General features: G+C 51.0%; 22 protein-coding genes. 16 read left to right on the top strand and 6 right to left on the bottom strand.

The annotated features are described in order from the left end of the window. Nucleotides 1-32: 32 nt before the first annotated feature. A complete protein-coding gene (gene gss, locus BGE37_RS01170) occupies nucleotides 33-1,892 on the top strand; it encodes a bifunctional glutathionylspermidine amidase/synthase (protein WP_105287686.1) in 1,860 nt (619 codons plus the stop codon). A gap of 291 nt (nucleotides 1,893-2,183) precedes the next feature. Next, complete coding sequence (pitB, locus tag BGE37_RS01165) at nucleotides 2,184-3,683, top strand: inorganic phosphate transporter PitB (RefSeq protein WP_000933296.1); 1,500 nt, start codon at nucleotides 2,184-2,186, stop codon at nucleotides 3,681-3,683. A gap of 48 nt (nucleotides 3,684-3,731) precedes the next feature. Here pitB and BGE37_RS01160 read toward each other — a convergent pair whose 3' ends face one another. Further along, nucleotides 3,732-4,424 carry a dTMP kinase gene (locus BGE37_RS01160; protein WP_001190762.1) on the bottom strand — a complete coding sequence of 231 codons (693 nt, stop codon included), beginning with the start codon at nucleotides 4,422-4,424 and terminating at the stop codon, nucleotides 3,732-3,734. Between the two features lie 173 nt (nucleotides 4,425-4,597). Between BGE37_RS01160 and BGE37_RS01155 the strand changes: the two genes are divergently transcribed. Genes BGE37_RS01155 through lptG form a run of 7 tightly spaced genes read left to right on the top strand, consistent with a single transcriptional unit; the run spans nucleotide 4,598 to nucleotide 11,079 of the window. Then, on the top strand, nucleotides 4,598-5,311 hold the full coding sequence (locus BGE37_RS01155) for a dTMP kinase (protein ID WP_001076266.1): 714 nt from the start codon (nucleotides 4,598-4,600) through the stop codon (nucleotides 5,309-5,311). A gap of 30 nt (nucleotides 5,312-5,341) precedes the next feature. Continuing rightward, nucleotides 5,342-6,100 carry a hypothetical protein gene (locus BGE37_RS01150; RefSeq protein WP_000339526.1) on the top strand — a complete coding sequence of 253 codons (759 nt, stop codon included), beginning with the start codon at nucleotides 5,342-5,344 and terminating at the stop codon, nucleotides 6,098-6,100. A gap of 45 nt (nucleotides 6,101-6,145) precedes the next feature. Next, nucleotides 6,146-7,507 (top strand): lipopolysaccharide biosynthesis protein, encoded by a 1,362-nt coding sequence (locus BGE37_RS01145; RefSeq protein WP_105287685.1) that lies wholly within the window; start codon nucleotides 6,146-6,148, stop codon nucleotides 7,505-7,507. Beyond that, nucleotides 7,507-8,331: a hypothetical protein gene (locus BGE37_RS01140; protein WP_000984956.1), complete on the top strand. Its 825-nt coding sequence runs from the start codon at nucleotides 7,507-7,509 to the stop codon at nucleotides 8,329-8,331. The genes BGE37_RS01145 and BGE37_RS01140 overlap by 1 nt, the downstream gene beginning before the upstream one ends. An 11-nt stretch (nucleotides 8,332-8,342) precedes the next feature. Continuing rightward, a complete protein-coding gene (locus BGE37_RS01135) occupies nucleotides 8,343-8,903 on the top strand; it encodes a YtfJ family protein (protein WP_001354968.1) in 561 nt (186 codons plus the stop codon). 29 nt (nucleotides 8,904-8,932) lie between these two features. Next, nucleotides 8,933-10,003 (top strand): LPS export ABC transporter permease LptF, encoded by a 1,071-nt coding sequence (lptF, locus tag BGE37_RS01130; protein ID WP_000779656.1) that lies wholly within the window; start codon nucleotides 8,933-8,935, stop codon nucleotides 10,001-10,003. Beyond that, a complete protein-coding gene (gene lptG, locus BGE37_RS01125; protein WP_039021389.1) occupies nucleotides 10,000-11,079 on the top strand; it encodes an LPS export ABC transporter permease LptG in 1,080 nt (359 codons plus the stop codon). The genes lptF and lptG overlap by 4 nt, the downstream gene beginning before the upstream one ends. Nucleotides 11,080-11,113: 34 nt before the next feature. Here the strand turns inward: lptG and spt are convergent, their stop codons facing one another. The 4 genes from spt to BGE37_RS01105 are packed head-to-tail and all read right to left on the bottom strand — an operon-like array spanning nucleotide 11,114 to nucleotide 15,186. Then, nucleotides 11,114-12,286: a serine palmitoyltransferase gene (spt, locus tag BGE37_RS01120; protein ID WP_105287684.1), complete on the bottom strand. Its 1,173-nt coding sequence runs from the start codon at nucleotides 12,284-12,286 to the stop codon at nucleotides 11,114-11,116. Continuing rightward, nucleotides 12,286-12,534 (bottom strand): acyl carrier protein, encoded by a 249-nt coding sequence (locus tag BGE37_RS01115; RefSeq protein WP_000248097.1) that lies wholly within the window; start codon nucleotides 12,532-12,534, stop codon nucleotides 12,286-12,288. The genes spt and BGE37_RS01115 overlap by 1 nt, the downstream gene beginning before the upstream one ends. 31 nt (nucleotides 12,535-12,565) lie before the next feature. Then, nucleotides 12,566-13,480, bottom strand: a complete 915-nt coding sequence (locus tag BGE37_RS01110; protein WP_105287683.1) for an NAD-dependent epimerase/dehydratase family protein — start codon at nucleotides 13,478-13,480, stop codon at nucleotides 12,566-12,568. Then, nucleotides 13,477-15,186: a fatty acyl-AMP ligase gene (locus tag BGE37_RS01105; RefSeq protein WP_105276749.1), complete on the bottom strand. Its 1,710-nt coding sequence runs from the start codon at nucleotides 15,184-15,186 to the stop codon at nucleotides 13,477-13,479. The genes BGE37_RS01110 and BGE37_RS01105 overlap by 4 nt, the downstream gene beginning before the upstream one ends. A 371-nt stretch (nucleotides 15,187-15,557) precedes the next feature. On the opposite strand from BGE37_RS01105, the gene yghO reads away from it, so the two are divergent. Continuing rightward, nucleotides 15,558-16,700 carry a protein YghO gene (gene yghO / locus BGE37_RS01100; RefSeq protein WP_105287743.1) on the top strand — a complete coding sequence of 381 codons (1,143 nt, stop codon included), beginning with the start codon at nucleotides 15,558-15,560 and terminating at the stop codon, nucleotides 16,698-16,700. Between the two features lie 6 nt (nucleotides 16,701-16,706). On the opposite strand, the gene glcC is transcribed toward yghO, so the two are convergent. After that, nucleotides 16,707-17,471: a transcriptional regulator GlcC gene (glcC, locus tag BGE37_RS01095; RefSeq protein WP_001332920.1), complete on the bottom strand. Its 765-nt coding sequence runs from the start codon at nucleotides 17,469-17,471 to the stop codon at nucleotides 16,707-16,709. 250 nt (nucleotides 17,472-17,721) lie between these two features. Here glcC and glcD point away from each other — a divergent pair, with 250 nt between their 5' ends. The 6 genes from glcD to glcA all read left to right on the top strand — a co-directional run bounded on the left by glcD (nucleotide 17,722) and on the right by glcA (nucleotide 26,147). Then, nucleotides 17,722-19,221, top strand: a complete 1,500-nt coding sequence (gene glcD, locus BGE37_RS01090; RefSeq protein WP_000026098.1) for a glycolate oxidase subunit GlcD — start codon at nucleotides 17,722-17,724, stop codon at nucleotides 19,219-19,221. Beyond that, nucleotides 19,221-20,273 (top strand): glycolate oxidase subunit GlcE, encoded by a 1,053-nt coding sequence (glcE, locus tag BGE37_RS01085; protein ID WP_105287682.1) that lies wholly within the window; start codon nucleotides 19,221-19,223, stop codon nucleotides 20,271-20,273. The genes glcD and glcE overlap by 1 nt, the downstream gene beginning before the upstream one ends. A gap of 10 nt (nucleotides 20,274-20,283) precedes the next feature. Continuing rightward, nucleotides 20,284-21,507, top strand: a complete 1,224-nt coding sequence (gene glcF / locus BGE37_RS01080; RefSeq protein ID WP_105287681.1) for a glycolate oxidase subunit GlcF — start codon at nucleotides 20,284-20,286, stop codon at nucleotides 21,505-21,507. Between the two features lie 4 nt (nucleotides 21,508-21,511). After that, nucleotides 21,512-21,916, top strand: a complete 405-nt coding sequence (locus BGE37_RS01075) for a GlcG family protein (protein ID WP_000853256.1) — start codon at nucleotides 21,512-21,514, stop codon at nucleotides 21,914-21,916. 21 nt (nucleotides 21,917-21,937) lie between these two features. After that, nucleotides 21,938-24,109 carry a malate synthase G gene (gene glcB / locus BGE37_RS01070; RefSeq protein ID WP_105287680.1) on the top strand — a complete coding sequence of 724 codons (2,172 nt, stop codon included), beginning with the start codon at nucleotides 21,938-21,940 and terminating at the stop codon, nucleotides 24,107-24,109. Nucleotides 24,110-24,464: 355 nt separating this feature from the next. Then, a complete protein-coding gene (gene glcA / locus BGE37_RS01065; RefSeq protein ID WP_000259279.1) occupies nucleotides 24,465-26,147 on the top strand; it encodes a glycolate permease GlcA in 1,683 nt (560 codons plus the stop codon). The last annotated feature ends 361 nt before the right edge of the window (nucleotides 26,148-26,508 follow it).

Below are 26,508 nucleotides of genomic sequence, written 5' to 3'. Positions count from 1 at the left end.
ACTGCTTAGGTTGTATTGTTAAAGGTAAAGTGATGAGCAAAGGAACGACCAGCCAGGATGCCCCGTTCGGGACATTATTGGGCTACGCCCCAGGTGGGGTAGCAATCTACTCTTCAGATTACAGTTCTCTCGATCCGCAGGAATACGAAGATGACGCCGTATTCCGTAGCTATATCGACGACGAATATATGGGCCACAAATGGCAATGCGTTGAATTTGCTCGCCGTTTTCTCTTTCTGAATTACGGTGTGGTCTTCACTGACGTGGGTATGGCGTGGGAGATTTTCTCGCTGCGCTTCCTGCGTGAAGTGGTTAATGACAACATCCTGCCATTGCAGGCATTTCCTAACGGCTCGCCGCGTGCGCCGGTCGCGGGTGCGCTTCTTATCTGGGATAAAGGCGGTGAATTTAAAGACACTGGCCATGTCGCCATCATTACCCAATTGCATGGCAACAAAGTCCGTATTGCGGAACAGAACGTGATTCATTCCCCGTTACCGCAAGGGCAACAGTGGACACGCGAGCTGGAGATGGTGGTCGAAAACGGCTGCTATACCCTTAAAGACACGTTTGATGACACCACCATTCTGGGCTGGATGATCCAGACGGAAGATACCGACTACAGCTTACCGCAGCCGGAAATTGCAGGCGAGCTGCTGAAAATCAGCGGAGCGCGTCTGGAAAACAAAGGCCAATTTGATGGTAAATGGCTGGATGAAAAAGATCCGCTGCAAAACGCCTACGTGCAGGCGAACGGTCAAGTGATCAATCAGGATCCGTATCATTTTTACACCATTACCGAGAGTGCCGAACAGGAGCTGATTAAAGCCACCAACGAGCTGCACTTGATGTATCTTCACGCTACCGACAAGGTGCTAAAAGATGACAATCTGCTGGCGCTGTTCGACATTCCGAAAATCCTCTGGCCGCGTTTGCGCCTCTCCTGGCAGCGTCGCCGTCACCATATGATCACCGGTCGTATGGATTTCTGCATGGACGAACGTGGCCTGAAGGTCTACGAATACAACGCCGATTCCGCCTCCTGTCATACCGAAGCGGGCTTGATCCTCGAACGTTGGGCGGAGCAGGGCTATAAAGGCAACGGCTTCAATCCTGCGGAAGGGCTGATTAACGAACTGGCTGGTGCCTGGAAACACAGTCGTGCACGTCCGTTTGTCCATATCATGCAGGACAAAGATATCGAGGAAAACTATCACGCGCAGTTTATGGAGCAGGCGCTGCACCAGGCGGGCTTTGAAACGCGTATCTTGCGTGGGTTGGATGAACTGGGCTGGGATGCTGCCGGGCAACTGATTGATGGGGAAGGGCGACTGGTTAACTGCGTGTGGAAAACCTGGGCGTGGGAAACCGCGTTTGATCAGATTCGTGAAGTTAGCGACCGTGAGTTTGCTGCGGTGCCGATCCGTACCGGTCATCCGCAAAATGAAGTGCGTTTAATTGACGTATTGCTGCGCCCGGAAGTGCTGGTCTTTGAGCCGCTGTGGACGGTGATCCCCGGCAACAAAGCGATTCTGCCGATCCTCTGGTCGCTGTTCCCGCACCATCGTTACCTACTGGATACCGATTTCACTGTTAATGATGAACTGGTAAAAACAGGTTACGCAGTGAAACCGATCGCCGGTCGCTGTGGCAGTAACATCGACCTCGTCAGCCATCATGAAGAGGTGCTGGACAAAACCAGCGGTAAATTTGCCGAGCAGAAAAACATTTACCAGCAACTGTGGTGCTTGCCGAAAGTGGACGGTAAATACATCCAGGTATGTACTTTCACCGTTGGCGGCAACTACGGTGGGACGTGTTTGCGCGGTGATGAATCACTGGTCATCAAAAAAGAGAGTGATATTGAACCGTTAATTGTCGTGAAAGAGTAATAGATGTTGTAGCAACCCCGTACTGATTATGAAGAATAATCAGTGCGGGGATTAATCAAAATATTCAATATTTATATATTTCAATGTCTATTCATTTTATATGTGAATATATTAACCAGCAGAATACCTGTGTTCTAATTATTTTTAAATATTTTGAATGAATGCTTATTGTTTGATACCCAAGAAATAACTCTCTTTTTATCGTTAAAAGATGATATTTCACTTTGCCCGCGCCGTGAAAGTCACTGATAATGCGTTCGTTCGTAAATTCAAAATGGCGTAATCTAATATATGCTAAATTTATTTGTTGGCCTTGATATATACACAGGGCTTTTGTTATTACTTGCTCTGGCATTTGTGTTGTTCTACGAAGCAATCAATGGTTTTCATGACACGGCGAATGCGGTGGCAACCGTTATTTATACTCGTGCCATGCAGCCACAGCTTGCCGTGGTGATGGCGGCATTTTTTAACTTTTTTGGCGTATTGCTAGGCGGACTTAGCGTTGCCTATGCCATTGTCCATATGTTGCCAACCGATTTGTTGCTGAATATGGGGTCAACTCACGGCCTGGCGATGGTCTTTTCCATGCTGCTGGCGGCGATTATCTGGAACCTGGGAACGTGGTTCTTTGGTTTACCGGCCTCCAGTTCGCATACCTTGATTGGTGCGATTATCGGCATCGGTTTAACCAACGCGCTTTTAACCGGCTCATCGGTGATGGATGCGTTAAACCTGCGTGAAGTGACCAAAATTTTCTCCTCGCTGATTGTTTCCCCTATCGTCGGCCTGGTCATTGCGGGAGGCCTGATATTCCTGCTGCGCCGCTACTGGAGCGGGACGAAAAAGCGTGACCGTATTCACCGCATTCCGGAAGATCGCAAAAAGAAAAAAGGCAAACGTAAGCCACCATTCTGGACGCGTATTGCGCTGATTGTTTCCGCTGCGGGCGTGGCGTTTTCGCACGGCGCGAACGACGGACAGAAAGGGATCGGCTTGGTGATGCTGGTACTGGTGGGGATTGCTCCTGCTGGTTTCGTCGTCAATATGAATGCGTCCGGCTATGAAATTACCCGTACCCGCGATGCCGTCACCAACTTTGAACACTATCTGCAACAGCATCCTGAACTGCCGCAGAAGTTGATTGCGATGGAACCTCCATTGCCTGCGGCATCGACTGATGGCACGCAAGTAACGGAGTTTCATTGTCATCCGGCAAATACCTTTGATGCGATTGCGCGCGTTAAAACGATGTTGCCAGGTAATATGGAAAGCTACGAACCGTTAAGCGTGAGTCAGCGCAGCCAGCTGCGCCGCATTATGCTGTGCATCTCTGATACCTCTGCGAAGCTGGCGAAACTGCCAGGCGTCAGTAAAGAAGATCAGAACCTGTTGAAAAAACTGCGCAGTGATATGTTAAGCACCATTGAGTACGCTCCGGTGTGGATCATCATGGCGGTAGCACTGGCGCTCGGCATTGGCACCATGATTGGCTGGCGTCGTGTAGCGATGACCATCGGTGAGAAGATTGGTAAGCGCGGCATGACGTATGCGCAAGGCATGGCGGCACAAATGACGGCGGCAGTGTCTATCGGCCTTGCCAGTTATATTGGGATGCCCGTCTCCACAACGCACGTACTCTCATCTGCGGTAGCAGGGACGATGGTGGTGGACGGCGGTGGGTTACAGCGTAAAACGGTAACCAGCATCCTGATGGCGTGGGTGTTTACTTTACCGGCGGCGATTTTTCTGTCCGGTGGGTTGTACTGGATAGCATTGCAGTTGATTTAACCTTCCTGAAAATGCCCGGTCCTGACGATCGGGCATTTCCATTTTTGACTAGTGATAACCACACGCGGTCATAAAATCCGTAATCGCTTTTTCTGCATCAACCAGCACCTTTTCCAGTGGCTGATTGGCGTCGATATCAACCAGTTGTGCACCACCAAAGGTTAACTGTGGCGTTATGGCAATCTTTCTCGCCAGCGATTCCCGTTTATGGTCGGGTTTACGCGCGCAGGCAACTTCAAGGTCAACATTGAGTTTGATAACCAGATCAGGCTTATGGCTCGCCATCCAGTGAAATGCTTTACGTTCCTGGCTTGCCAGCCATGAGACAAACCGGCCGCCTTCAACGTTAGGTGGGAACACCGTACCATCGTAAGCGCCAGGAATTTGGTCCTGAGGATAACGATCGGTTAAGACAATCAGCCCGCGACGACGGCAGGCGAGCATATGACGAAAGCGTAACAGTCGGCGGGCGACGAAAGCGGTGATCACCAGGGCCGGAACCGGACCCGGCAATTTTTTTGCCGTTTTCACTTCATTTTTTTCAATAGTCTTGTGCAGAGACTTTCCCATCAACGGTAATTTTGTCACTGCACGACCGACATTTCCGGCCTGTTTTCCTAAATGAACTCTTTCGGCAGCACCATATTTTTCGACAACGGTAATAAGATGTTCACACACCGTTGACTTGCCTGAACCATCGCTACCAATAACGGCAATTAATGGAGGTGTTATTGACTGCATGAATATATCCTTAAATTTAAATATCCATCCAAAATATTTATTTGGTTAATATGTTTTTATGAAAGCGTAATTCAGGTCAATGTCACAATTAACCATTGTCACAATAAGGTTGAACGGATATTCTGAGCACGGACCACGTAATATTCAATACATTATTTGCTGCCGGGTTTTTCGTGAATCAACGTAATATGTCAATAATTAATTCCACGCCAGTGCGTGTTATTGCCATTGTAGGATGTGATGGTTCAGGTAAATCGACCCTCACGGCAAGCCTGGTAAATGAACTGGCAGCAACAATGCCAACAGAACACATTTATCTCGGGCAATCGTCCGGGCGAATTGGCGAATGGATTTCACAGCTCCCTGTTATTGGCGCACCTTTTGGGCGTTATCTGCGAAGTAAAGCGGCACATGTGCACGAAAAGCCCTCCACACCGCCTGGCAATATTACTGCGCTGGTTATTTATCTGCTTTCCTGCTGGCGGGCGTATAAGTTTCGCAAAATGTTGTGTAAAAGCCAGCAAGGCTATCTGCTCATCACCGACCGCTACCCGCAGGTTGAAGTGCCGGGTTTTCGCTTTGATGGCCCGCAACTGGCAAAAAACACGGGCGGTAACGGCTGGATAAAAATGTTAAGACAGCGCGAGCTCAAACTTTACCAATGGATGGCGTCTTATTTGCCCGTATTGTTGATTCGTCTTGGCATTGATGAACAAACCGCGTTTGCGCGTAAACCTGACCACCAACTGGCGGCGTTACAGGAAAAAATCGCTGTTACGCCGCAACTGACATTCAATGGCGCAAAGATCCTTGAACTGGATGGTCGGCAACCAGCCGATGAAATTCTGCAAGCGTCACTACGCGCAATTCACGCCGCGCTTTCCTGATCACCAAATGGATAGGGGATGATTTAACGAATGGATGCACTACAAACACAAACTGTTAATAGTACAACCGCGCCGCAGCCCAACTACATTCCGGGGCTGATTGCGGTGGTCGGGTGTGATGGCACCGGTAAATCCACACTGACCACTGACCTGGTGAAATCGCTGCAACAACACTGGCAAACCGAGCGCCGCTATCTGGGGCTGCTCTCCGGCGAAGACGGCGACAAAATCAAACGGTTGCCGCTCGTTGGCGTCTGGCTGGAACGGCGACTGGCGGCCAAATCCTCGAAAACCCAAAGCATGAAAACCAAATCTCCGGCGCTATGGGCGGCGGTGATTATGTACTGCTTCTCGCTGCGAAGAATGGCGAATCTACGCAAGGTTCAGCGACTGGCGCAAAGTGGCGTTCTGGTGGTCAGCGATCGCTTCCCGCAGGCTGAAATTTCGGGCTTTTATTATGACGGACCGGGGATTGGCGTCGAGCGTGCGACCGGGAAAATCAGCATGTTTCTGGCACAGCGCGAACGGCGTTTATACCAAAAAATGGCGCAATACCGTCCTGAATTAATTATTCGTTTGGGGATTGATATTGATACTGCCATCTCCCGCAAGCCTGACCATGACTATGCCGAGCTGCAGGACAAAATCGGTGTCATGTCGACGATTGGCTATAACGGCACAAAAATTCTTGAGATTGATTCCAGAGCGCCCTACAGCGAAGTGCTGGAACAGGCACAGAAGGCGGTTTCTCTGGTTGCAATCGTTTCTGACCGCCGAAGTTTAACTTAAGGTTGGCGGGATACTTTTTACTATCAACGATAAGGTCAGGCTGAATTGGCGGGGTTTAACATCAAACATTGGTTTGCAGATGGCGCGTTTCGCACCATTATTCGCAATAGCGCCTGGTTAGGCTCCAGTAATGTCGTGAGCGCTTTGCTGGGTCTGTTGGCGCTCTCGTGTGCCGGTAAAGGGATGACGCCCGCCATGTTTGGCGTACTGGTGATTGTGCAATCGTACGCCAAGTCGATCAGCGATTTTATTAAGTTTCAGACATGGCAGCTGGTGGTTCAGTACGGAACGCCAGCCTTGACCAATAATAATCCGCAGCAATTTCGCAATGTCGTCTCATTTTCCTTCTCGTTGGATATCGTCAGCGGCGCGGTGGCGATTGTCGGCGGCATTGCCTTACTCCCTTTTCTTTCCCATTCATTAGGTCTGGATGACCAAAGCTTTTGGCTGGCAGCGCTGTATTGCACGCTCATTCCTTCAATGGCTTCCTCCACACCGACCGGCATTCTGCGTGCGGTAGATCGCTTCGATTTGATTGCTGTACAGCAGGCGACGAAACCTTTTCTGCGCGCAGCGGGGAGCGTCGTAGCCTGGTATTTTGATTTTGATTTTGATTTTGGTTTTGCGGGTTTTGTTATTGCCTGGTACGCATCGAATCTGGTTGGCGGCACCATGTACTGGTGGTTTGCCGCGCGCGAATTACGCCGCAGAAATATCCATAACGCCTTCAAATTGAATTTGTTTGAGTCTGCCCGACACATTAAAGGCGCGTGGAGTTTTGTCTGGTCAACCAACATTGCCCACTCCATCTGGTCGGCACGTAACTCGTGCAGCACAGTGTTGGTGGGGATCGTGTTAGGACCCGCTGCCGCCGGGTTATTTAAAATCGCCATGACATTCTTCGATGCCGCCGGAACGCCAGCGGGTTTACTGGGCAAAAGTTTTTACCCAGAGGTGATGCGTTTAGATCCGCGCACCACCAGACCGTGGTTGTTAGGCGTGAAGTCCGGTTTACTGGCGGGCGGAATCGGTATTCTGGTGGCGCTCGCGGTGTTGATCGTCGGCAAGCCGCTCATTTCGCTGGTGTTTGGCGTTAAGTATCTCGAAGCGTATGACCTGATTCAGGTGATGCTTGGCGCAATTGTGATTTCGATGCTGGGCTTCCCACAGGAGTCATTGCTATTGATGGCGGGAAAACAGCGCGCTTTTCTCGTGGCGCAAACCATCGCCTCAATCGGCTACATCGTATTGCTGTTCATGTTCTGTCATCTGTTTGGCGTGCTGGGGGCTGCATTTGCTTACTTCGGTGGGCAATGTCTGGATGTGGTGCTCTCGTTAATTCCAACCTTAAAGGCATTTTTTCAGCGCCATTCCTTGCTTTATAACGCAGCCGGAGAGAAATCCTGATGATGAGAAAATATTTCCCGCTTGAGGCGAGCGAGCGTCTATTTATTGCAGTTGAAGAAGATGATGTCGTTGATGCGCAGGTCAGTTTACCGCCGACTATCGCAACAGGTTGTACCACCGAAATCATTCATGATAATTACGCGTTATGCCTGCAATTCTGGCTGAATGGCGTTGATCGTCAGGAATTACTGCGTTTAATCCACAAACAAGCCAAAGGCGAGGGGCTTACGGCTGACGAGCGTAAACAGTTTAAATATATGCGGGCGCGTTATAAGCATCTACGTTTTGCCCAACGGTTGTATTTAAAAAAGCATCAGGCCGGATTTTTATTTGGCAAAACGACCGTTTTTCTTGGACGTTTTCAGGACGGCTTTCGTAACGGTAAGAAAAATATTGTGTCGTTTTACGGCAACCTTTTACGGATTTATTTAAGCTCTCCGGTCTGGTTGTTGGTGAACTATTCATTACGCCATAGCCAGTTAGAAAGCGTAAGCGGTTTTATTGCCTATCGGCAAAAGCAAATGCACCTCCTGAAAGAGATTATTGCCAAACCACGGCTAACTGGCAGGGAATTTCATGATGTACGAAAAATAATCAGCCAGCAGGTTTCTTATTACGACACCCTAAGATCGCTTGATCCTGAAAATAAAGAAGCGTTACAGATTTCCCGCTTCCTCGCCGCCATTAATGGCCTGATGGGGGATAAACACGACGACATGGTGGCGGATGATATGGAAAACCGCCAGTCGTATGATGCACCGATGGCGCTGGATAGCGATATTCGTCAGCGCTTAGAACTGCTGATTTCGCGTTTTCCGCTATAACCGGAGCAATGATGTCATCTCGTTTGATTATTGCGCTGATTATCATGCTCTTAGCCCCGGGTGTGCAGGCGCACAATTTCGTCACTGGTAAAACGGTTACCCCTGTTTATATCCAGGAAGGCGGCGAGCTGCTTCTGAATAGCGACGACGAAATTCACTACCAAAAGTGGAACAGCACACAGCTGGCGGGAAAAGTCCGCATTATTCAGTATATCGCCGGGCGTAAGTCGGCGAAGAAAAAGAACTCACTGTTAATTAAAGCGGTTGAAGCGGCAAACTTTCCGCAGGATCGTTTTCAGCCCACCACCATTGTGAACACCGATGATGCCATCTTTGGTACTGGCTATTTTGTCGTTGGCAAAATCGAAAAAAATAAACGCCGCTATCCGTGGGCGCAATTCGTTATTGACGGCAATGGACAGGGACGCGTTGTCTGGCGGTTGCCGGAGCAGAGTTCAACCATTCTGGTGCTGAATAAAGCCGGGCAAATTCAGTGGGCAAAGGACGGCAGCCTGACGCCGGAAGAGGTAGATCATGTCATTGCGCTGGCGCAGAAGCTGATCAATGAATAAAAATTCAAAGGATTGAGGGCGTTAGTGAGATGAAGCTGGTTGAACACTACATCATGCGTGGTACGCGCCGTCTGGTGCTGATTATCGTCGGTTTTCTGATCTTTATTTTCGCCAGCTACTCCGCACAGCGTTATCTGACCGAAGCGGCAAATGGGACATTAGCTCTTGATGTTGTGCTGGATATTGTTTTCTACAAGGTGCTGATTGCACTGGAGATGTTGTTACCTGTTGGACTGTATGTGTCAGTTGGCGTGACGCTAGGGCAGATGTATACCGACTCGGAAATTACCGCTATTTCTGCGGCGGGGGGGAGTCCGGGACGCTTGTACAAAGCCGTTCTTTATCTGGCGATACCGCTAAGTATTTTTGTCACCCTTCTGTCGATGTATGGTCGTCCGTGGGCTTATGCGCAGATTTATCAACTGGAGCAACAGTCGCAGTCGGAGCTGGATGTTCGCCAGTTGCGGGCAAAGAAATTTAACACTAACGATAACGGACGAATGATCCTTTCGCAGACGGTTGATCAGGATAATAATCGCCTGACTGACGTGCTGATTTATACTTCTACTGCCAATCGAACCCGTATTTTCCGCGCCCGTTCGGTTGATGTAGTTGACCCATCACCCGAGAAACCGACCGTTATGTTGCATAACGGGACCGCCTATCTTCTCGATCATCAGGGGCGTGACGACAACGAACAGATCTACCGTAATCTGCAATTGCATCTGAATCCGCTGGATCAAAGCCCTAACGTCAAACGCAAAGCAAAATCGGTCACGGAGCTGGCGCGCTCCGCCTTTCCTGCCGATCATGCCGAACTGCAATGGCGACAAAGCCGTGGCCTGACAGCATTGTTGATGGCGCTGCTGGCCATTTCATTAAGTCGGGTAAAACCGCGGCAAGGGCGATTTTCAACGTTATTGCCACTGACGTTGCTGTTTGTTGCCATTTTTTATGGCGGCGACGTCTGCCGTACGCTGGTGGCTAACGGCGCGATTCCCCTCATTCCTGGTTTGTGGTTAGTACCCGGACTCATGCTAATGGGCCTGCTGATGCTGGTAGCACGCGACTTCTCTTTGCTGCAGAAATTTTCCCGATGAATGTTTTCAGTCGCTATTTAATCCGTCATCTCTTTCTCGGTTTTGCCGCCGCCGCAGGGCTATTGCTGCCGCTCTTTACCACCTTCAACCTGATTAACGAACTGGATGATGTCAGCCCGGGTGGTTATCGCTGGACTCAGGCGGTGCTGGTGGTGCTGATGACCTTACCGCGCACACTGGTCGAACTTTCGCCGTTTATCGCCTTATTGGGAGGGATTGTCGGCCTGGGGCAGTTATCGAAAAACAGTGAGCTTACCGCCATTCGCAGCACGGGGTTTTCTATCTTCCGTATTGCACTGGTGGCGCTGGTTGCCGGGATATTGTGGACTGTTTCATTAGGCACGATAGATGAGTGGGTGGCGTCGCCATTGCAGCAACAGGCGCTGCAAATCAAATCGACTGCCACTGCGTTGGGGGAGGACGATGACATTACCGGCAATATGCTGTGGGCCAGGCGTGGTAATGAATTTGTGACGGTGAAATCGCTGAACGAGCAGGGCCAGCCGGTGGGCGTGGAGATATTTCATTACCGCGACGATCTCTCGCTCGAATCCTACATTTATGCACGCAGTGCCACCATTGAAGACGACAAAACGTGGATCCTGCATGGTGTGAATCATAAAAAATGGCTGAATGGCAAAGAAACGCTGGAAACATCTGATAATCTTGCCTGGCAATCGGCCTTCACCAGTATGAATCTTGAAGAGTTATCGATGCCGGGAAATACTTTTTCTGTCCGTCAACTTAATCATTACATCCATTATTTGCAGGAAACCGGGCAACCCAGCAGCGAATACCGCCTTGCACTGTGGGAAAAACTGGGACAACCCATCTTGACCCTGGCGATGATTTTGCTGGCTGTGCCGTTTACCTTTAGTGCCCCGCGTTCGCCTGGGATGGGTAGCCGTCTCGCTGTAGGCGTCATCGTGGGCTTACTCACCTGGATCAGCTATCAAATCATGGTCAATCTGGGATTGCTATTTGCGTTGAGCGCACCTGTTACCGCGCTCGGTTTACCGATAGCGTTTATGCTGGTGGCGTTGAGCCTGGTGTATTGGTATGACAGTCAACATTAAACCCGCCGTGGCGCAGCACCACAGCGGGCTCACATTACTGCTTCAGAGTAGCAAATGCCTGAATGATGGCATCGATTTGCTCACGAGTGTGGGCAGCGTTTACGCTACAGCGCAGCAGCGTGATGCCTGCAGGCGCGGCAGGTGGCAGGATAAGATTCACATAAACGCCCAGCGAAATAAGCTCGCGCCAGATGCGTAAACCTTCCTCTTTCGAACCGATTATTACTGGCACTACCGGGCTAATATGTGAACTTAACTCGTAACCCAGTTTTTGCAGACCGTCATACAGATGGTTGGCGTTATCCATCAGCTTTTGCCGCAACTCTGGTTGTGAGGCAATGGTTCTTAACGACGAGCGCACGGTCGCAATGCAGGACGGAGAAGGAGAGGCGGTAAAAATATACGGGCGGCTGCCGTAGCGCAGCACTTCCATCGCTTCCGAACCGACAGCAAAACCGCCAATCGAGGCCAGACTTTTACTGAAAGTACCAACGATAATATCCACATCATCTTCAACGCCAACGGCTTCAACCAGTCCGCGCCCCGTTGCGCCTAACACGCCAAACGAATGTGCTTCATCGACAATCAAATAACCACCAAGACGACGTTTGATATCAACAATTTCTGCCAGCGGCGCAACGTCACCGAGCATACTGTAGATGCCTTCAACGATGATAATCGCCTCTTTTGCCCGTTCACCGAGGCGAACCATGCGCCGTTCCAGATCTTTAGCATCGTTATGGCGGAAACGAATAATTTCCGCTCCACCGAGAGAACAGGCGTCATAAATACTGGCGTGGCTGTCGGCATCCAGTAACACTACGGCGTTATGGTCGGCAAGCGCGCTGATGACGCCTAAATTCGCGGTATAACCGGTTGAAAAAACGATAGCGGAAGGGCGCTTGAAAAACTCGGCAATCTCTTTCTCTAACGCCAGATGCGGCGCATAACTGCCGTTTGCCATACGAGAACCGGTGGTGCCGGTGCCTTGGGCCGCTAACGCTGCCTGACCTTCGGCGATGGCATCATGATTGAAGGTTAAACCGAGATAATTATTGGTCCCGGCCAGGATCACGTTTTTATCGCCGAGCCGGCCTTCGGTGGCGGAATACACTTCATCAATACAGGTACCAAACGGCGTTAACCCGTTGTCACTAAATTGCAGTCGCTCGCCAGCAAGGCGAGCATATTTATCGTATAGCCCCATTATTTATTCTCCAGCCATGGAAGTAGAGTTTCCATTAATTGCGCAGGGGTTTTGACATCCAGCAGAATATTAATAGGAATGGAAATATCGAATCTGTCTTCCAGCATCATTAAGAGATCCATCACTTTGATCGACTCCAGGCCAAGATCGTTGACGAGATCGCTGTCGGGCTTAATTTCCACACCGTTTTCGACCAAATCCTGTAAACAGGAAAGGATGTAATCCATTACTATTTCACGATTTACCATAGAAACGTTAACACACCTTTAAACAAGACAATCAAAATAGCCCGTTGCGTAATGCGTGTTCCAGGCTAATCCCGGGAAACCAATTAATATCTTCAGAAATACGGTTATTACTTGCCGACCAGTCGGCGTGGGTTAATTCACGGATTTTCGAGCGGGTCAGCATAGGTTCTTTACCTGCCAGGCGACTCAACGCGGTACTGATATCCGCAAGGCAGGTGAGTACCGACAGAGGAATACCAACCATTCGAACGGAACCGCAACGGGCGTCGGCGGCAAGTTGCTGTACGCGTTGCCAGTCATAGCCGCCGGCGACGCCATCGCATAATTCATAGGTTTGCGTCTGTACAGTTTCGGCGCTTAACCACTGCCCCACGGCTTGCGCGAAATCGGTGACGTGCAGGAAAGAGAGCTGTGTATCTGGCGCACCAAGTCGTGGCAGCAGGCCGCGCAGCATCCAGTCAAACAGCGGTTTTAACTCTTTATCGCCGGGACCATACACGGCTGTCGGGCGAAAAATGCCCAGCGTAATTTCGTCAGCCATTGCGGTCAGTCGTTGTTCGGCGACGTGTTTGGAATTTGCGTACCAGGAGAGTTCGGGATGGCGCGCCGCCAGCGAAGAGATAAACAGAAAACGTTGGCAAAAGCCGCTCTCTTTTGCCGCTTGCATCAGGCGCAGGCTGCCGTCAACGTTACATCGGGTAAAAATCTCTTCTTTGTGTCCGCGCACTTGCCCGGCGCAATGGACCACCGCGCTGGCTCCGGCAACCAGTTCCCTAAGTGAATGTGTATCTTCCAGCGAACCGCGCACCCAGATGAGATTATCATTGACGTGAGCGCGGGCAGTACGCGTCAATGCGCGAACGTGAAAGCCGCGGGCGAGCAGGTTATCGATAATATATTTACCGATAAACCCGGTAGCGCCCGTCACCGCGACAGTTTGATTCATGCCATGGATTCCTGCACATGAAGGCTTGCAGCATAACGTTTTTTCGCTTCCGCACGGGCAGGCTTGCCGGAGGACGTTCGGGGAATACTGTGGGGCGGCAACAGATCGATAGCCGCTGTTACGCCAAATTCGCTTTGGATCCGTGCTGCCAGTGCGTGGATAAGCTGCCCACGACGTTCTTCGTCGCTGATCCTACACTGGATCTGCAAAATGATTTTTTCCTGGGCGGTAACAAAAGCAATCGCATCGCCAGAATGAATTTCCGGTTCCTGTTCCGCAATATATTCAATATCCTGCGGCCAGATATTACGGCCACGAATAATAATCAGATCTTTAATGCGCCCGGTGACATACAGATAACCGTCCAGCAGATAACCGAGGTCGCCGGTATCTAACCAGCCCGTCGCGGCAATCTCGTCTTGCGAAACCTGGTCGCCAAAGTAACCGCTCATCAGGCTGGGGCCGGAGATGCAAATATGGCCTACCACACGTTCCGCGACCGGCATACCTGCTTCATTGCGGATTTCAATGCCATGTTCCGGCAACGCTTTACCGCAGTTGACGAAAGTCGATACGGCGCGTGTTTCAGCACCCGGCGCGACGGCTTTGCCCTGATATTCAAGGATGTCGCGATCCACTTCGTTAACCACAACCCCGGAGGCTTCATCAGAGAAGCTGACAGCCAGCGCATTTTCTGCCAGTCCGTAGCACGGCATGAAAGTTTTATCGTCAAAGTTAACCTGACGGAAACATTCAGCGAATTGATGGAGTTGTTCTGCGGAGATCGGCTCAGCACCAATACCAGCAACGCGCCAGCAGGAAAGATCCAGTTCAGCGAGATCTTTTTCATTCACGCGGCGCTGGCACAATTCATAGCCAAACGGCGGCGCAACAGAAACGGTGCCGCGATTTTTACTGATCAATTTAAGCCATTGCAGAGGACGCATGGCAAAATCCTGAGTGCGCAAATAATCTACTGAGAGCTGCGTGGCGACGGGGGTCAGGAGAAAGCCGACCAGTCCCATATCATGGTAGAAAGGCAGCCAGGAGACGCAGCGGTCGCCAGGGCGTAATTTAATGCCATCGTGGCTTATAGCACGTAGATTAGCCATCACTTCGCGATGGGTGATAATGACGCCACGGGGAAAACGGGTGCTGCCGGAGGTGTACTGGAGGTAGGCGATATCGTTCGGAACTGGACGCTGGAGTACAACATCGGCTTCCGGTAATGCCTTAAACCAGGCGTGGCTTAAAACATGTAATTCGGGGTTGTTATGCGTAGCAGCATTGACCAGTGGCAACCACTCATCACCAGTGATAATGGCTGCGGGCTGGCAACTTGCCAGTAAACCCTGCAGTTTGGCGCTCCAGGAATCCCGCTGACCGACGCCCATTGGAATTGCCAACGGGACGGCGACTAAGCCGGCATACTGGCAGGCAAAAAAAGCCTCTACAAACCCGCTACTCGTTTCGGCAATCAGCGCCACGCGATCGCCTTTTTTCAGATTCAGTGATAACAACCGCTTCGCACCAGCTTCGGCACGCGCTTTTAACGTCTGATATTCCAGTTGATCTTCAAGTTGGCAACGTCTGTCATAAAAATTCATTCCGGCGCTACTCAGAGCGGCGTAGTCCAAAGCATCAACCAGCGTTGGAAAATCGGCATAGCGCATAGGTAGGGAATGCGTAAAGATGTTATTAGACATATACACCACGAAAAAAATTGGATATCAGAAATAAAATGACAATAATGCGGTGGATTATATAGGCATAAAAGATAAATGAGATAGTATTTTCATCGGTGCGATATTGAACATTGATTTAAATAATAGGTTTGGCTTTGTTGTTTTTATTGTGAATGATATTTAATTTATGAATATATTAAGAAGAAGCCTTGTTTGGTTGCCTTAAATCGACAAAAGGCATTGAGGCGCTTCTGTGTAGTCTCTGACCTTATCTTAATTATTAATAAATACTATTTATTCTTTGTTTGTATTCATTGGGTTGATTATTAAGATGCCGTTCGTTGCTGTTGCAATCTGTTTGTCACCGTTAATTATTTGTTATCCACAGAGATATGGAATGCGATCTGCTGATGATTAAAATTGAAAAAGTAATTAATAAAAATGACCTTAAGGCATTTATCGCTTTTCCGTCATCACTTTATCCCGATGATCCAAACTGGATACCCCCTTTGTTCATTGAACGCAGCGAGCATTTGTCGGCGAAGAATCCGGGGACGGACCATATTATCTGGCAGGCGTGGGTAGCAAAAAAAGCGGGGCAGATAGTCGGGCGGATTACCGCGCAAATCGATACCTTGCACCGCGAGCGTTACGGTGACGATACCGGTCATTTTGGCATGATTGACGCCATTGATGATCCGCAGGTTTTTGCCGCGTTGTTTGGCGCAGCGGAAGCATGGTTGAAGTTACAAGGCGCAAGTAAGATCAGCGGGCCTTTCAGCCTGAATATCAATCAGGAAAGCGGATTACTGATTGAAGGTTTCGACACTCCGCCCTGTGCGATGATGCCGCACGGTAAACCGTGGTATGCCGCGCATATTGAACAATTGGGTTATCACAAAGGTATTGATTTACTGGCGTGGTGGATGCAACGAACCGATCTCACGTTCTCTCCGGCGCTAAAAAAACTGATGGATCAGGTGCGCAAAAAGGTGACCATTCGCTGCATCAAGCGCCAGCGGTTTGCCGAAGAGATGCTGATCCTGCGTGAGATTTTCAACTCTGGCTGGCAGCACAACTGGGGATTTGTGCCGTTTACCGAACATGAATTTGCGACCATGGGCGATCAACTTAAATATCTGGTGCCGGACGATATGATCTACATCGCTGAGATTGGTTCTGCACCCTGCGCGTTTATAGTCGGCTTGCCGAACATCAACGAGGCGATTGCCGATCTGAACGGATCGCTCTTTCCCTTCGGCTGGGCAAAATTGCTGTGGCGCTTAAAAGTCAGCGGTGTGCGAACTGCGCGAGTGCCGCTGATGGGCGTGCGTGACGAGTATCAGTTCAGCCGCATCGGCCCGGTGATTGCGCTGTTATTGATTGAAGCCTTACGCGATCCGTTTGCTCGCCGGAAGATCGATGCGCTGGAGATGTCATGGATCCTCGAAACCAATACAGGCATGAATAACATGCTGGAACGCATTGGAGCGGAGCCGTACAAGCGTTACCGATTGTATGAAAAGCAGATTTGATGGCAGTCACCCCTGCTTCATCTCCAGCGGCACCGCCGAGCGAATCAAATGGTGGCCTTCCAGTTCGATATCGTGGAGATTCTTTTTCACGGTCCGCACATGATCACGTGCGGCGCGCTGGGCGACGTGCGGCAGTCGCTGCAACACCGCGTTGTAGATCCGCGCATGTTGGCGATCGATCTGCTTTTTTTGCTGTGGTCGATGGTAGAGATTATTTACGCTGGCAAACACTGAATTAAACATCAGATCGGTCAATGATTGCAGCGTAAAAACTAGCACCTGATTGTGGGAAGCCTGACAAATGGCAAGATGGAAAGCATGATCCAGCTGCGCGTGTTCGATCAGCGAAATTTCTTTGTTGTTTTCACTGGCGGCGAGCATTTTTTCATAACAGCGGGTTATCAAAACAAAATCCGCCTGGGTTCCCAGCGTAGCTGCCAACCTTGCCGATTCGCCTTCCAGCAATGCGCGAACGTCGAGTAGATCGTATAGCGTTCGCGGCTGTGTACTGAACAGATGGATCAGCGGGCTGGTGTCCTGCACGCGATTAAGGCGTGCTACACGAGAATCGCGCCCCTGTGCTGTTTCAATAATCCCGCGTCCGCGCAGCACGGTCAGCCCTTCACGCAGTGCGGAACGCGAGAAGCCGAGCTTTTCACACAGTCGACGTTCCGAGGGAAGCGGCTGACCGACCTTCAGCACGCCGTCGATAATTAACCGTTCGATACTCTCTGCAACCACTTCGCAAATAGGGCGACGTTCATCTTTCATTCCCGGACCTCGTGCACAGGTAGGACCAATTTTTCTGTTCTTGATTCGCAAAACACGCACATCACGTAAGTGATTATGTTACATCAATTTAACATTAAGTTAACCAAGGCAAGGTCACAGAGCTGGAAAAAAAATGGTCTGACCGGTAGCTAAAGAGATAGACGAAAACGAAAAGCCCGCTTAATAACTGTTCACAGAAGCAGCGCGCAAAAATCAGCTGCCACACAACACAACAAAGCGAACCCTACTCATGAGCATCTTGTACGAAGAGCGTCTTGATGGCGCTTTACCCGATGTCGACCGTACATCGGTACTGATGGCACTGCGTGAGCATGTCCCTGGACTGGAGATCCTGCATACCGATGAGGAGATCATTCCTTACGAGTGTGACGGGTTGAGCGCGTATCGTACGCGTCCATTACTGGTTGTTCTGCCTAAGCAGATGGAACAGGTGACGGCGATTCTCGCTGTCTGCCACCGTTTGCATGTACCGGTAGTGACCCGTGGCGCAGGCACCGGACTTTCTGGCGGTGCGCTGCCGCTGGAAAAAGGTGTGTTGTTGGTGATGGCGCGCTTTAAAGAAATCCTCGACATTAACCCCGTTGGTCGCCGTGCGCGTGTGCAGCCGGGCGTGCGTAACCTGGCGATCTCCCAGGCTGTTGCGTCGCATAATCTCTATTACGCGCCGGATCCTTCCTCACAAATCGCCTGTTCCATTGGCGGCAACGTGGCGGAAAACGCCGGGGGCGTCCACTGTCTGAAATATGGTCTGACCGTACATAACCTGCTGAAAATTGAAGTGCAAACGCTGGATGGCGAGACACTAACGCTGGGATCGGACGCGCTGGATTCGCCCGGTTTTGACCTGCTGGCGCTGTTCACCGGATCGGAAGGCATGCTCGGCGTGACCACCGAAGTGACGGTAAAACTGCTGCCGAAGCCCCCTGTGGCACGAGTTCTGTTAGCCAGCTTTGACTCGGTAGAAAAAGCCGGACTTGCGGTTGGCGACATCATCGCTAATGGCATTATCCCCGGCGGGCTGGAGATGATGGATAACCTGTCGATCCGCGCGGCGGAAGATTTTATTCATGCCGGTTATCCCGTCGACGCCGAAGCGATTTTGTTATGCGAGCTGGACGGCGTGGAGTCTGACGTACAGGAAGACTGCGAGCGGGTTAACGACATCTTGTTGAAAGCGGGCGCGACTGACGTCCGTCTGGCGCAGGATGAAGCGGAGCGCGTGCGTTTCTGGGCCGGTCGTAAAAATGCTTTTCCGGCGGTAGGACGTATCTCCCCGGATTACTACTGCATGGACGGCACCATCCCGCGCCGCGCGTTGCCTGGCGTACTGGAAGGCATTGCCCGTTTATCGCAGCAATATGATTTACGCGTTGCCAACGTCTTTCATGCCGGAGACGGCAATATGCACCCGTTAATCCTTTTCGATGCCAACGAACCCGGTGAATTCGCCCGTGCGGAAGAATTGGGTGGGAAGATCCTTGAACTCTGTGTTGAAGTAGGCGGCAGTATCAGTGGGGAACATGGCATCGGGCGCGAAAAAATCAATCAGATGTGCGCCCAGTTCAACAGTGATGAAATTACTACCTTTCATGCAGTCAAGGCGGCGTTTGATCCTGATGGTTTGCTGAACCCTGGGAAAAACATCCCCACACTGCACCGCTGCGCTGAATTTGGTGCCATGCACGTGCATCACGGTCATTTACCTTTCCCTGAACTGGAGCGTTTCTGATGCTACGCGAGTGTGATTACAGCCAGGTACTGCTGGAGCAGGTGAATCAGGCGATTAGCGATAAAACGCCGCTAGTGATTCAGGGCAGCAATAGCAAAGCCTTTTTAGGTCGTCCTGTCATCGGGCAAACGCTGGATGTGCGTTGCCATCGCGGCATTGTTAATTACGACCCGACCGAGCTGGTGATTACCGCGCGTGCCGGAACACCGCTGGTGGCGATTGAAGCGGCGCTGGAGAGCGCGGGGCAAATGCTCCCCTGCGAGCCGCCGCATTATGGTGAAGAAGCCACCTGGGGCGGGATGGTCGCCTGCGGGCTGGCGGGGCCGCGTCGCCCGTGGAGCGGTTCGGTCCGCGATTTTGTCCTCGGTACGCGCATTATTACCGGCACTGGAAAACATCTGCGCTTTGGTGGCGAAGTGATGAAAAACGTTGCCGGATACGATCTCTCGCGGTTAATGGCCGGAAGCTACGGCTGTCTTGGCGTGCTCACTGAAATCTCGATGAAAGTGTTGCCGCGACCGCGCGCCACACTGAGCTTGCGTCGGGAAATAAGCCTGCAAGAAGCCATGAGTGAAATCGCCCAGTGGCAACTCCAGCCATTACCCATTAGTGGCTTATGTTACTTCGACAATGCGTTGTGGATCCGCCTTGAAGGCGGTGAAGGATCGGTAAAAGCAGCACGTGAACTGCTGGGTGGCGAAGAGGTTGCGGGTCAGTTCTGGCAGCAATTGCGTGAACAACAACTGCCGTTCTTCTCATTACCGGGCACTTTATGGCGTATTTCCTTACCCACCGATGCGCCGATGATGGATTTACCCGGCGAGCAACTGATCGACTGGGGCGGCGCGTTACGTTGGCTGAAATCGACAGCCGATGACAATCAAATCCATCGCATTGCCCGCAACGCAGGCGGTCATGCGACCCGCTTTAGTGCCGGAGATGGTGGCTTTGCCCCGCTACCGGCTCCTTTATTCCGCTATCACCAGCAGCTTAAACAGCAGCTCGACCCTTGCGGCGTGTTTAACCCCGGTCGCATGTACGCGGAACTTTAAGGAGCAGGCTATGCAAACCCGGTTAACTGAAGAGATGCTTCAGAACGCGCGTGCGCTGGAAGCCGACAGCATCCTGCGCGCCTGTGTTCACTGTGGATTTTGTACCGCAACCTGCCCAACTTATCAGCTTTTAGGCGATGAACTGGACGGGCCGCGCGGGCGCATCTATCTGATTAAACAGGTGCTGGAGGGCAACGAAGTCACGCTTAAAACGCAGGAGCATCTCGATCGCTGTCTCACTTGTCGCAATTGTGAAACCACCTGTCCTTCTGGTGTGCGCTATCACAATTTGCTGGACATCGGGCGTGATATCGTCGAGCAGAAAGTGAAACGCCCACTGCCGGAGCGAATACTGCGCGAAGGGCTGCGTCAGGTGGTGCCGCGTCCGGCGGTTTTTCGCGCATTGACGCAGGTAGGGCTGGTGCTGCGCCCACTGCTGCCGGAACAGATAAAAGCAAAACTGCCCGCCGAAACGGTGAAAGCTAAACCGCGTCCACCGCTGCGACATAAGCGTCGGGTTTTAATGCTGGAAGGCTGCGCCCAGCCTACGCTTTCGCCCAATACCAACGCGGCAACTGCGCGAGTGCTGGATCGTCTGGGGATCAGCGTGACGCCAGCTAATGAAGCAGGCTGTTGTGGCGCGGTGGACTATCATCTTAATGCGCAAGAGAAAGGGCTGGCGCGGGCGCGCAATAATATTGATGCCTGGTGGCCCGCGATTGAAGCAGGTGCCGAGGCAATTTTACAAACCGCCAGCGGTTGCGGCGCGTTCGTGAAAGAGTATGGGCAGATGCTGAAAAGTGATGCGTTGTACGCCGATAAAGCGCGTCGGGTCAGTGAACTGGCGGTCGATTTAGTCGAACTTCTGCGCAAGGAACCGCTGGAAAAACTGGCAATTCGCGGCGATAAAAAACTGGCCTTCCACTGCCCGTGTACCCTACAACATGCGCAAAAGCTGAACGGCGAAGTGGAAAAAGTGTTACTTCGTCTTGGGTTTACCTTAACCGACGTTCCCGACAGCCATCTGTGCTGCGGGTCGGCGGGAACGTATGCGTTAACGCATCCCGATCTGGCGCGCCAGCTGCGGGATAACAAAATGAATGCGCTGGAAAGCGGCAAACCGGAAATGATCGTCACCGCCAACATTGGTTGCCAGACGCATCTGGCGAGTGCCGGTCGTACCTCTGTGCGTCACTGGATTGAAATTGTAGAACAAGCCCTTGAAAAGGAATAACAAAATGAAAACTAAAGTCATTCTTAGCCAGCAAATGGCGAGTGCAATTATTGCCGCAGGTCAGGAAGAGGCGCAGAAAAATAACTGGTCTGTTTCCATTGCTGTTGCCGATGACGGCGGTCATCTGCTGGCGTTAAGTCGCATGGACGATTGCGCGCCGATTGCGGCTTACATCTCCCAGGAGAAAGCGCGTACCGCCGCGCTGGGGCGTCGTGAAACTAAGGGCTATGAAGAGATGGTGAACAACGGACGTACCGCGTTCGTGACTGCGCCGTTACTGACGTCGCTGGAAGGTGGCGTACCGGTTGTTGTGGATGGGCAAATTATTGGTGCCGTGGGCGTTTCTGGTTTAACCGGAGCACAGGATGCGCAGGTCGCGAAAGCGGCAGCAGCGGTGTTGGCGAAATAAGCGAAAACGAGGAGAGAAACAATGAGTCAAACCATAACCCAGGGCCGTTTACGCATTGACGCCGACTTTAAACGTTTTGTGGATGAAGAAGTTTTGCCTGGCGTGGAACTGGATGCTGCCGCGTTCTGGCGCAATGTTGATGAGATTGTTCACGATCTGGCACCAGAAAATCGTCAGTTGCTGGCAGACCGCGATCGCATTCAGGCGGCGCTTGATGAGTGGCATCGCAGCAATCCGGGGCCGGTAAAAGACAAAGCGGCTTATAAATCTTTCCTGCGTGAACTGGGCTACCTGGTGCCACAGCCTGACCACGTTACGGTGGAAACCACGGGCATCGACAGCGAAATCACCAGTCAGGCGGGGCCACAGCTGGTGGTTCCGGCAATGAATGCTCGCTACGCGCTGAACGCGGCGAACGCTCGCTGGGGCTCACTGTACGATGCGTTATACGGCAGCGACATCATCCCGCAGGAAGGGGCGATGGTCAGCGGCTACGATCCGCAGCGTGGTGAGCAGGTTATCGCCTGGGTTCGGCGTTTCCTCGATGAATCACTACCGCTGGAAAATGGCAGCTATCAGGATGTGGTGGCGTTTAAGGTGGTCGATAAACAATTACGCATCCAGTTGAAAAATGGTCAAGAAAGCACGTTACGTACTCCAGCACAGTTTGTCGGTTACCGTGGCGATACTGCTGCGCCGACCTGCATTTTGCTGAAAAATAACGGCCTGCATATTGAGCTACAAATCGATGCCAACGGGCGGATTGGCAAAGACGATCCGGCGCACATCAACGATGTTATCGTCGAAGCGGCCATCAGTACCATTCTCGACTGTGAAGATTCGGTCGCGGCGGTTGATGCGGAAGATAAAATCCTACTGTACCGCAACCTGCTGGGCCTGATGCAGGGGACTCTGCAAGAGAAAATGGAGAAAAACGGTCGGCAAATCGTGCGTAAACTGAATGACGATCGTCAGTACACCGCCGCCGATGGCTCTGAAATTTCTCTGCACGGACGTTCGCTGCTGTTTATCCGCAACGTAGGTCATTTGATGACCATTCCTGTGATTTGGGACAGCGAAGGTAATGAAATTCCGGAAGGTATTCTTGATGGCGTCATGACTGGTGCGATTGCCCTCTACGACTTAAAAGTGCAGAAAAACTCGCGTACCGGCAGCGTTTATATTGTGAAACCGAAAATGCACGGTCCACAGGAAGTGGCTTTTGCCAACAAACTGTTTACCCGCATTGAGACAATGCTTGGTATGAAACCGAATACCCTGAAAATGGGCATTATGGATGAAGAACGCCGGACCTCGCTGAACTTGCGTAGTTGTATCGCTCAGGCGAGCAACCGCGTGGCGTTTATCAATACCGGTTTCCTTGACCGTACTGGCGATGAGATGCATTCGGTGATGGAAGCGGGTCCAATGTTGCGTAAAAACCAGATGAAATCGACGCCGTGGATCAAAGCCTACGAGCGCAACAACGTGCTTTCCGGCCTGTTCTGCGGGCTGCGCGGTAAAGCGCAAATCGGTAAAGGGATGTGGGCAATGCCGGACCTGATGGCAGACATGTACAGCCAGAAGGGCGATCAGTTACGTGCCGGGGCGAACACGGCCTGGGTTCCGTCGCCAACTGCCGCTACACTCCATGCGCTGCACTACCATCAAACCAACGTACAGAGTGTGCAAGCCAATATTGCCCAGTCCGAGTTCAATGCTGAATTTGAACCGCTGCTGGACGATCTGCTGACCATTCCGGTTGCTGAAAATGCTAACTGGTCGGCGCAAGAGATCCAACAAGAGCTGGATAACAACGTGCAGGGAATTCTGGGCTACGTGGTGCGTTGGGTGGAGCAGGGGATTGGTTGTTCAAAAGTGCCGGATATTCACAACGTGGCGCTGATGGAAGACCGCGCAACGCTGCGTATCTCCAGCCAGCATATCGCCAACTGGTTACGTCACGGTATTCTGACCAAAGATCAGGTGCATGCGTCGCTGGAGAACATGGCGAAAGTGGTGGATCAGCAAAATGCTGGCGATCCGGCATATCGTCCGATGGTCGGGAATTTCGCTAACTCGTGTGCCTTTAAAGCTGCCAGCGATTTGATCTTCCTCGGCGTGAAACAGCCAAACGGTTATACCGAACCGTTATTACACGCCTGGCGTTTACGTGAAAAAGAAAGTCATTAATAGCATCAAAAAAGCCCCGGCAAGTTTTATTGTCGGGGCTATGATAGTAACTGCGGTAGTATATTTATCCCGGAAATAACCGGAGCGATTATCAGGGTTTAACAATATTAAATACCCGTAGCGCATCACTAGCGGGACTAAAACAACATTATGGACATCTTTACGATACTCTGCGCCTGTGTGTGCGGAACAGAAACCCTTACCCGATATACTTGTTATGCCAGAGGTAGCAATTGCGTTAGCGGCGTGCTGTTGCTGTAAAGTATAACGCCTATATTTTACAGTTCAGTCCTCTTTTGCTTATTACAAACCTTAAATATATCAAGTATATAAAGATAATAAGAGACTGAACAATATGGTTACCTGGACCCAAATGTATATGCCGATGGGAGGACTGGGGCTATCCGCTCTGGTCGCCCTGATCCCGATAATATTCTTCTTCGTTGCACTCGCGGTATTACGTCTGAAAGGACATGTCGCTGGAGCAATAACTCTTATATTATCTATCCTGATTGCAATATTCGCCTTTAAAATGCCGATTGATATGGCATTTGCTGCTGCGGGCTATGGCTTTATTTATGGATTATGGCCTATTGCGTGGATTATTGTCGCGGCGGTATTCCTGTATAAATTAACCGTTGCCAGCGGCCAGTTTGATATTATCCGCAGTTCGGTTATCTCCATCACCGACGATCAGCGTTTGCAGGTGTTACTGATTGGTTTCTCCTTTGGCGCACTGCTGGAAGGAGCGGCTGGCTTTGGCGCGCCGGTGGCGATTACAGGCGCTCTGCTGGTGGGGCTGGGCTTCAAACCGTTATATGCGGCGGGGTTGTGTCTGATTGCCAACACTGCGCCGGTGGCGTTTGGTGCGTTGGGCGTGCCGATTCTGGTCGCTGGTCAGGTAACGGGAATCGATCCGTTTGATATTGGCGCAATGGCGGGACGTCAGTTACCGTTCCTGTCGGTTCTTGTGCCATTCTGGCTGGTGGCAATGATGGACGGTTGGAAAGGGGTGAAAGAGACCTGGCCAGCGGCGCTGGTTGCAGGGGGAAGCTTCGCTGTCACGCAGTTCTTTACCTCTAACTACATTGGTCCGGAACTGCCGGATATTACTTCGGCGCTGGTGAGTATTGTCTCACTCGCTTTATTCCTTAAAGTCTGGCGGCCGAAGAATACCGAAACGGCAATCAGCATGGGGCAATCCGCAGGTGCGATGGTGGTAAATAAGCCATCTTCTGGCGGTCCCGTGCCTTCAGAATATAGTCTGGGGCAAATCATTCGTGCATGGTCACCGTTTTTAATCTTAACGGTACTGGTTACCATCTGGACGATGAAACCATTTAAAGCGTTATTTGCTCCGGGCGGTGCGTTTTATTCGCTGGTGATTAATTTCCAGATCCCTCATTTGCATCAACAAGTCTTGAAAGCGGCACCCATTGTCGCTCAGCCAACGCCAATGGATGCGGTGTTTAAATTCGACCCTCTCTCTGCTGGCGGCACCGCTATTTTTATTGCGGCGATTATCTCGATCTTCATCCTCGGCGTGGGGATCAAGAAAGGTATTGGTGTCTTTGCCGAAACGCTAATTAGTCTGAAGTGGCCGATACTGTCGATTGGCATGGTGCTGGCATTTGCTTTTGTCACCAACTATTCCGGCATGTCCACCACGCTGGCGCTGGTGCTGGCGGGCACAGGCGTGATGTTCCCGTTCTTCTCACCGTTCCTTGGCTGGTTGGGTGTATTTCTCACGGGTTCGGATACGTCTTCTAACGCCCTGTTTGGTTCACTGCAATCAACGACGGCGCAGCAAATCAACGTCTCTGACACCCTGCTGGTGGCAGCAAACACCAGCGGTGGCGTGACCGGCAAGATGATCTCCCCGCAATCTATCGCCGTGGCCTGTGCCGCGACAGGTATGGTGGGCCGAGAATCTGAACTGTTCCGCTACACCGTGAAGCACAGTCTGATTTTTGCCAGCGTTATCGGCATTATCACCCTGCTGCAGGCGTATGTGTTTACCGGGATGTTAGTTTCGTAAATCAATAAAGCCGGATGATCGTTAATATCATCCGGCTTCATTTACATTATTCTGTCTTATTAATTTAAAATCATTTCCTGCTTTATTATCTATACAGTAATAATGTATTGCATTCAGATAACATACTAAATAATTAAGGGTGTGAGAACATCTGTTTTTTTATCACGCAAAACAAGTCTGTATTAATTATGTTCGCTTGATGAGCAAACACCGTTCTATCTGTTGCTTTTGCAATCTAAATCGTTAAAACTATCAACGAATTTATATGGTTACGCTGTGAAAAGTTGTTGATTTTTTGTTTGTTGAAATTTCGTAAAAATAACCTGACAGATATCGTATAGGGGATATTCTTATAGATTTC

The organism is Escherichia sp. MOD1-EC6300, assembly GCF_002965045.1.
In the GTDB taxonomy this organism is placed as follows: Bacteria; Pseudomonadota; Gammaproteobacteria; order Enterobacterales; family Enterobacteriaceae; genus Escherichia; species Escherichia coli_F.
This window is presented reverse-complemented; position numbering and strand designations above follow the sequence as displayed.

Excerpts from the sequence above, each read along its gene's own strand:
- BGE37_RS01135 (WP_001354968.1), top strand. The coding sequence starts at position 8,343 with ATGTCATCTCGTTTGATTATTGCGCTGATTATCATGCTCTTAGCCCCG.
- BGE37_RS01140 (WP_000984956.1), top strand. The coding sequence starts at position 7,507 with ATGATGAGAAAATATTTCCCGCTTGAGGCGAGCGAGCGTCTATTTATT.
- BGE37_RS01075 (WP_000853256.1), top strand. The coding sequence starts at position 21,512 with ATGAAAACTAAAGTCATTCTTAGCCAGCAAATGGCGAGTGCAATTATT.
- pitB (WP_000933296.1), top strand. The coding sequence starts at position 2,184 with ATGCTAAATTTATTTGTTGGCCTTGATATATACACAGGGCTTTTGTTA.
- glcE (WP_105287682.1), top strand. The coding sequence starts at position 19,221 with ATGCTACGCGAGTGTGATTACAGCCAGGTACTGCTGGAGCAGGTGAAT.
- lptG (WP_039021389.1), top strand. The coding sequence starts at position 10,000 with ATGAATGTTTTCAGTCGCTATTTAATCCGTCATCTCTTTCTCGGTTTT.
- yghO (WP_105287743.1), top strand. The coding sequence starts at position 15,558 with ATGGAATGCGATCTGCTGATGATTAAAATTGAAAAAGTAATTAATAAA.
- glcD (WP_000026098.1), top strand. The coding sequence starts at position 17,722 with ATGAGCATCTTGTACGAAGAGCGTCTTGATGGCGCTTTACCCGATGTC.
- BGE37_RS01115 (WP_000248097.1), bottom strand. The coding sequence starts at position 12,534 with ATGGTAAATCGTGAAATAGTAATGGATTACATCCTTTCCTGTTTACAG.
- spt (WP_105287684.1), bottom strand. The coding sequence starts at position 12,286 with ATGGGGCTATACGATAAATATGCTCGCCTTGCTGGCGAGCGACTGCAA.
- BGE37_RS01110 (WP_105287683.1), bottom strand. The coding sequence starts at position 13,480 with ATGAATCAAACTGTCGCGGTGACGGGCGCTACCGGGTTTATCGGTAAA.
- BGE37_RS01105 (WP_105276749.1), bottom strand. The coding sequence starts at position 15,186 with ATGTCTAATAACATCTTTACGCATTCCCTACCTATGCGCTATGCCGAT.
- BGE37_RS01160 (WP_001190762.1), bottom strand. The coding sequence starts at position 4,424 with ATGCAGTCAATAACACCTCCATTAATTGCCGTTATTGGTAGCGATGGT.
- glcB (WP_105287680.1), top strand. The coding sequence starts at position 21,938 with ATGAGTCAAACCATAACCCAGGGCCGTTTACGCATTGACGCCGACTTT.
- gss (WP_105287686.1), top strand. The coding sequence starts at position 33 with ATGAGCAAAGGAACGACCAGCCAGGATGCCCCGTTCGGGACATTATTG.
- glcF (WP_105287681.1), top strand. The coding sequence starts at position 20,284 with ATGCAAACCCGGTTAACTGAAGAGATGCTTCAGAACGCGCGTGCGCTG.
- glcC (WP_001332920.1), bottom strand. The coding sequence starts at position 17,471 with ATGAAAGATGAACGTCGCCCTATTTGCGAAGTGGTTGCAGAGAGTATC.
- lptF (WP_000779656.1), top strand. The coding sequence starts at position 8,933 with ATGAAGCTGGTTGAACACTACATCATGCGTGGTACGCGCCGTCTGGTG.
- BGE37_RS01150 (WP_000339526.1), top strand. The coding sequence starts at position 5,342 with ATGGATGCACTACAAACACAAACTGTTAATAGTACAACCGCGCCGCAG.
- glcA (WP_000259279.1), top strand. The coding sequence starts at position 24,465 with ATGGTTACCTGGACCCAAATGTATATGCCGATGGGAGGACTGGGGCTA.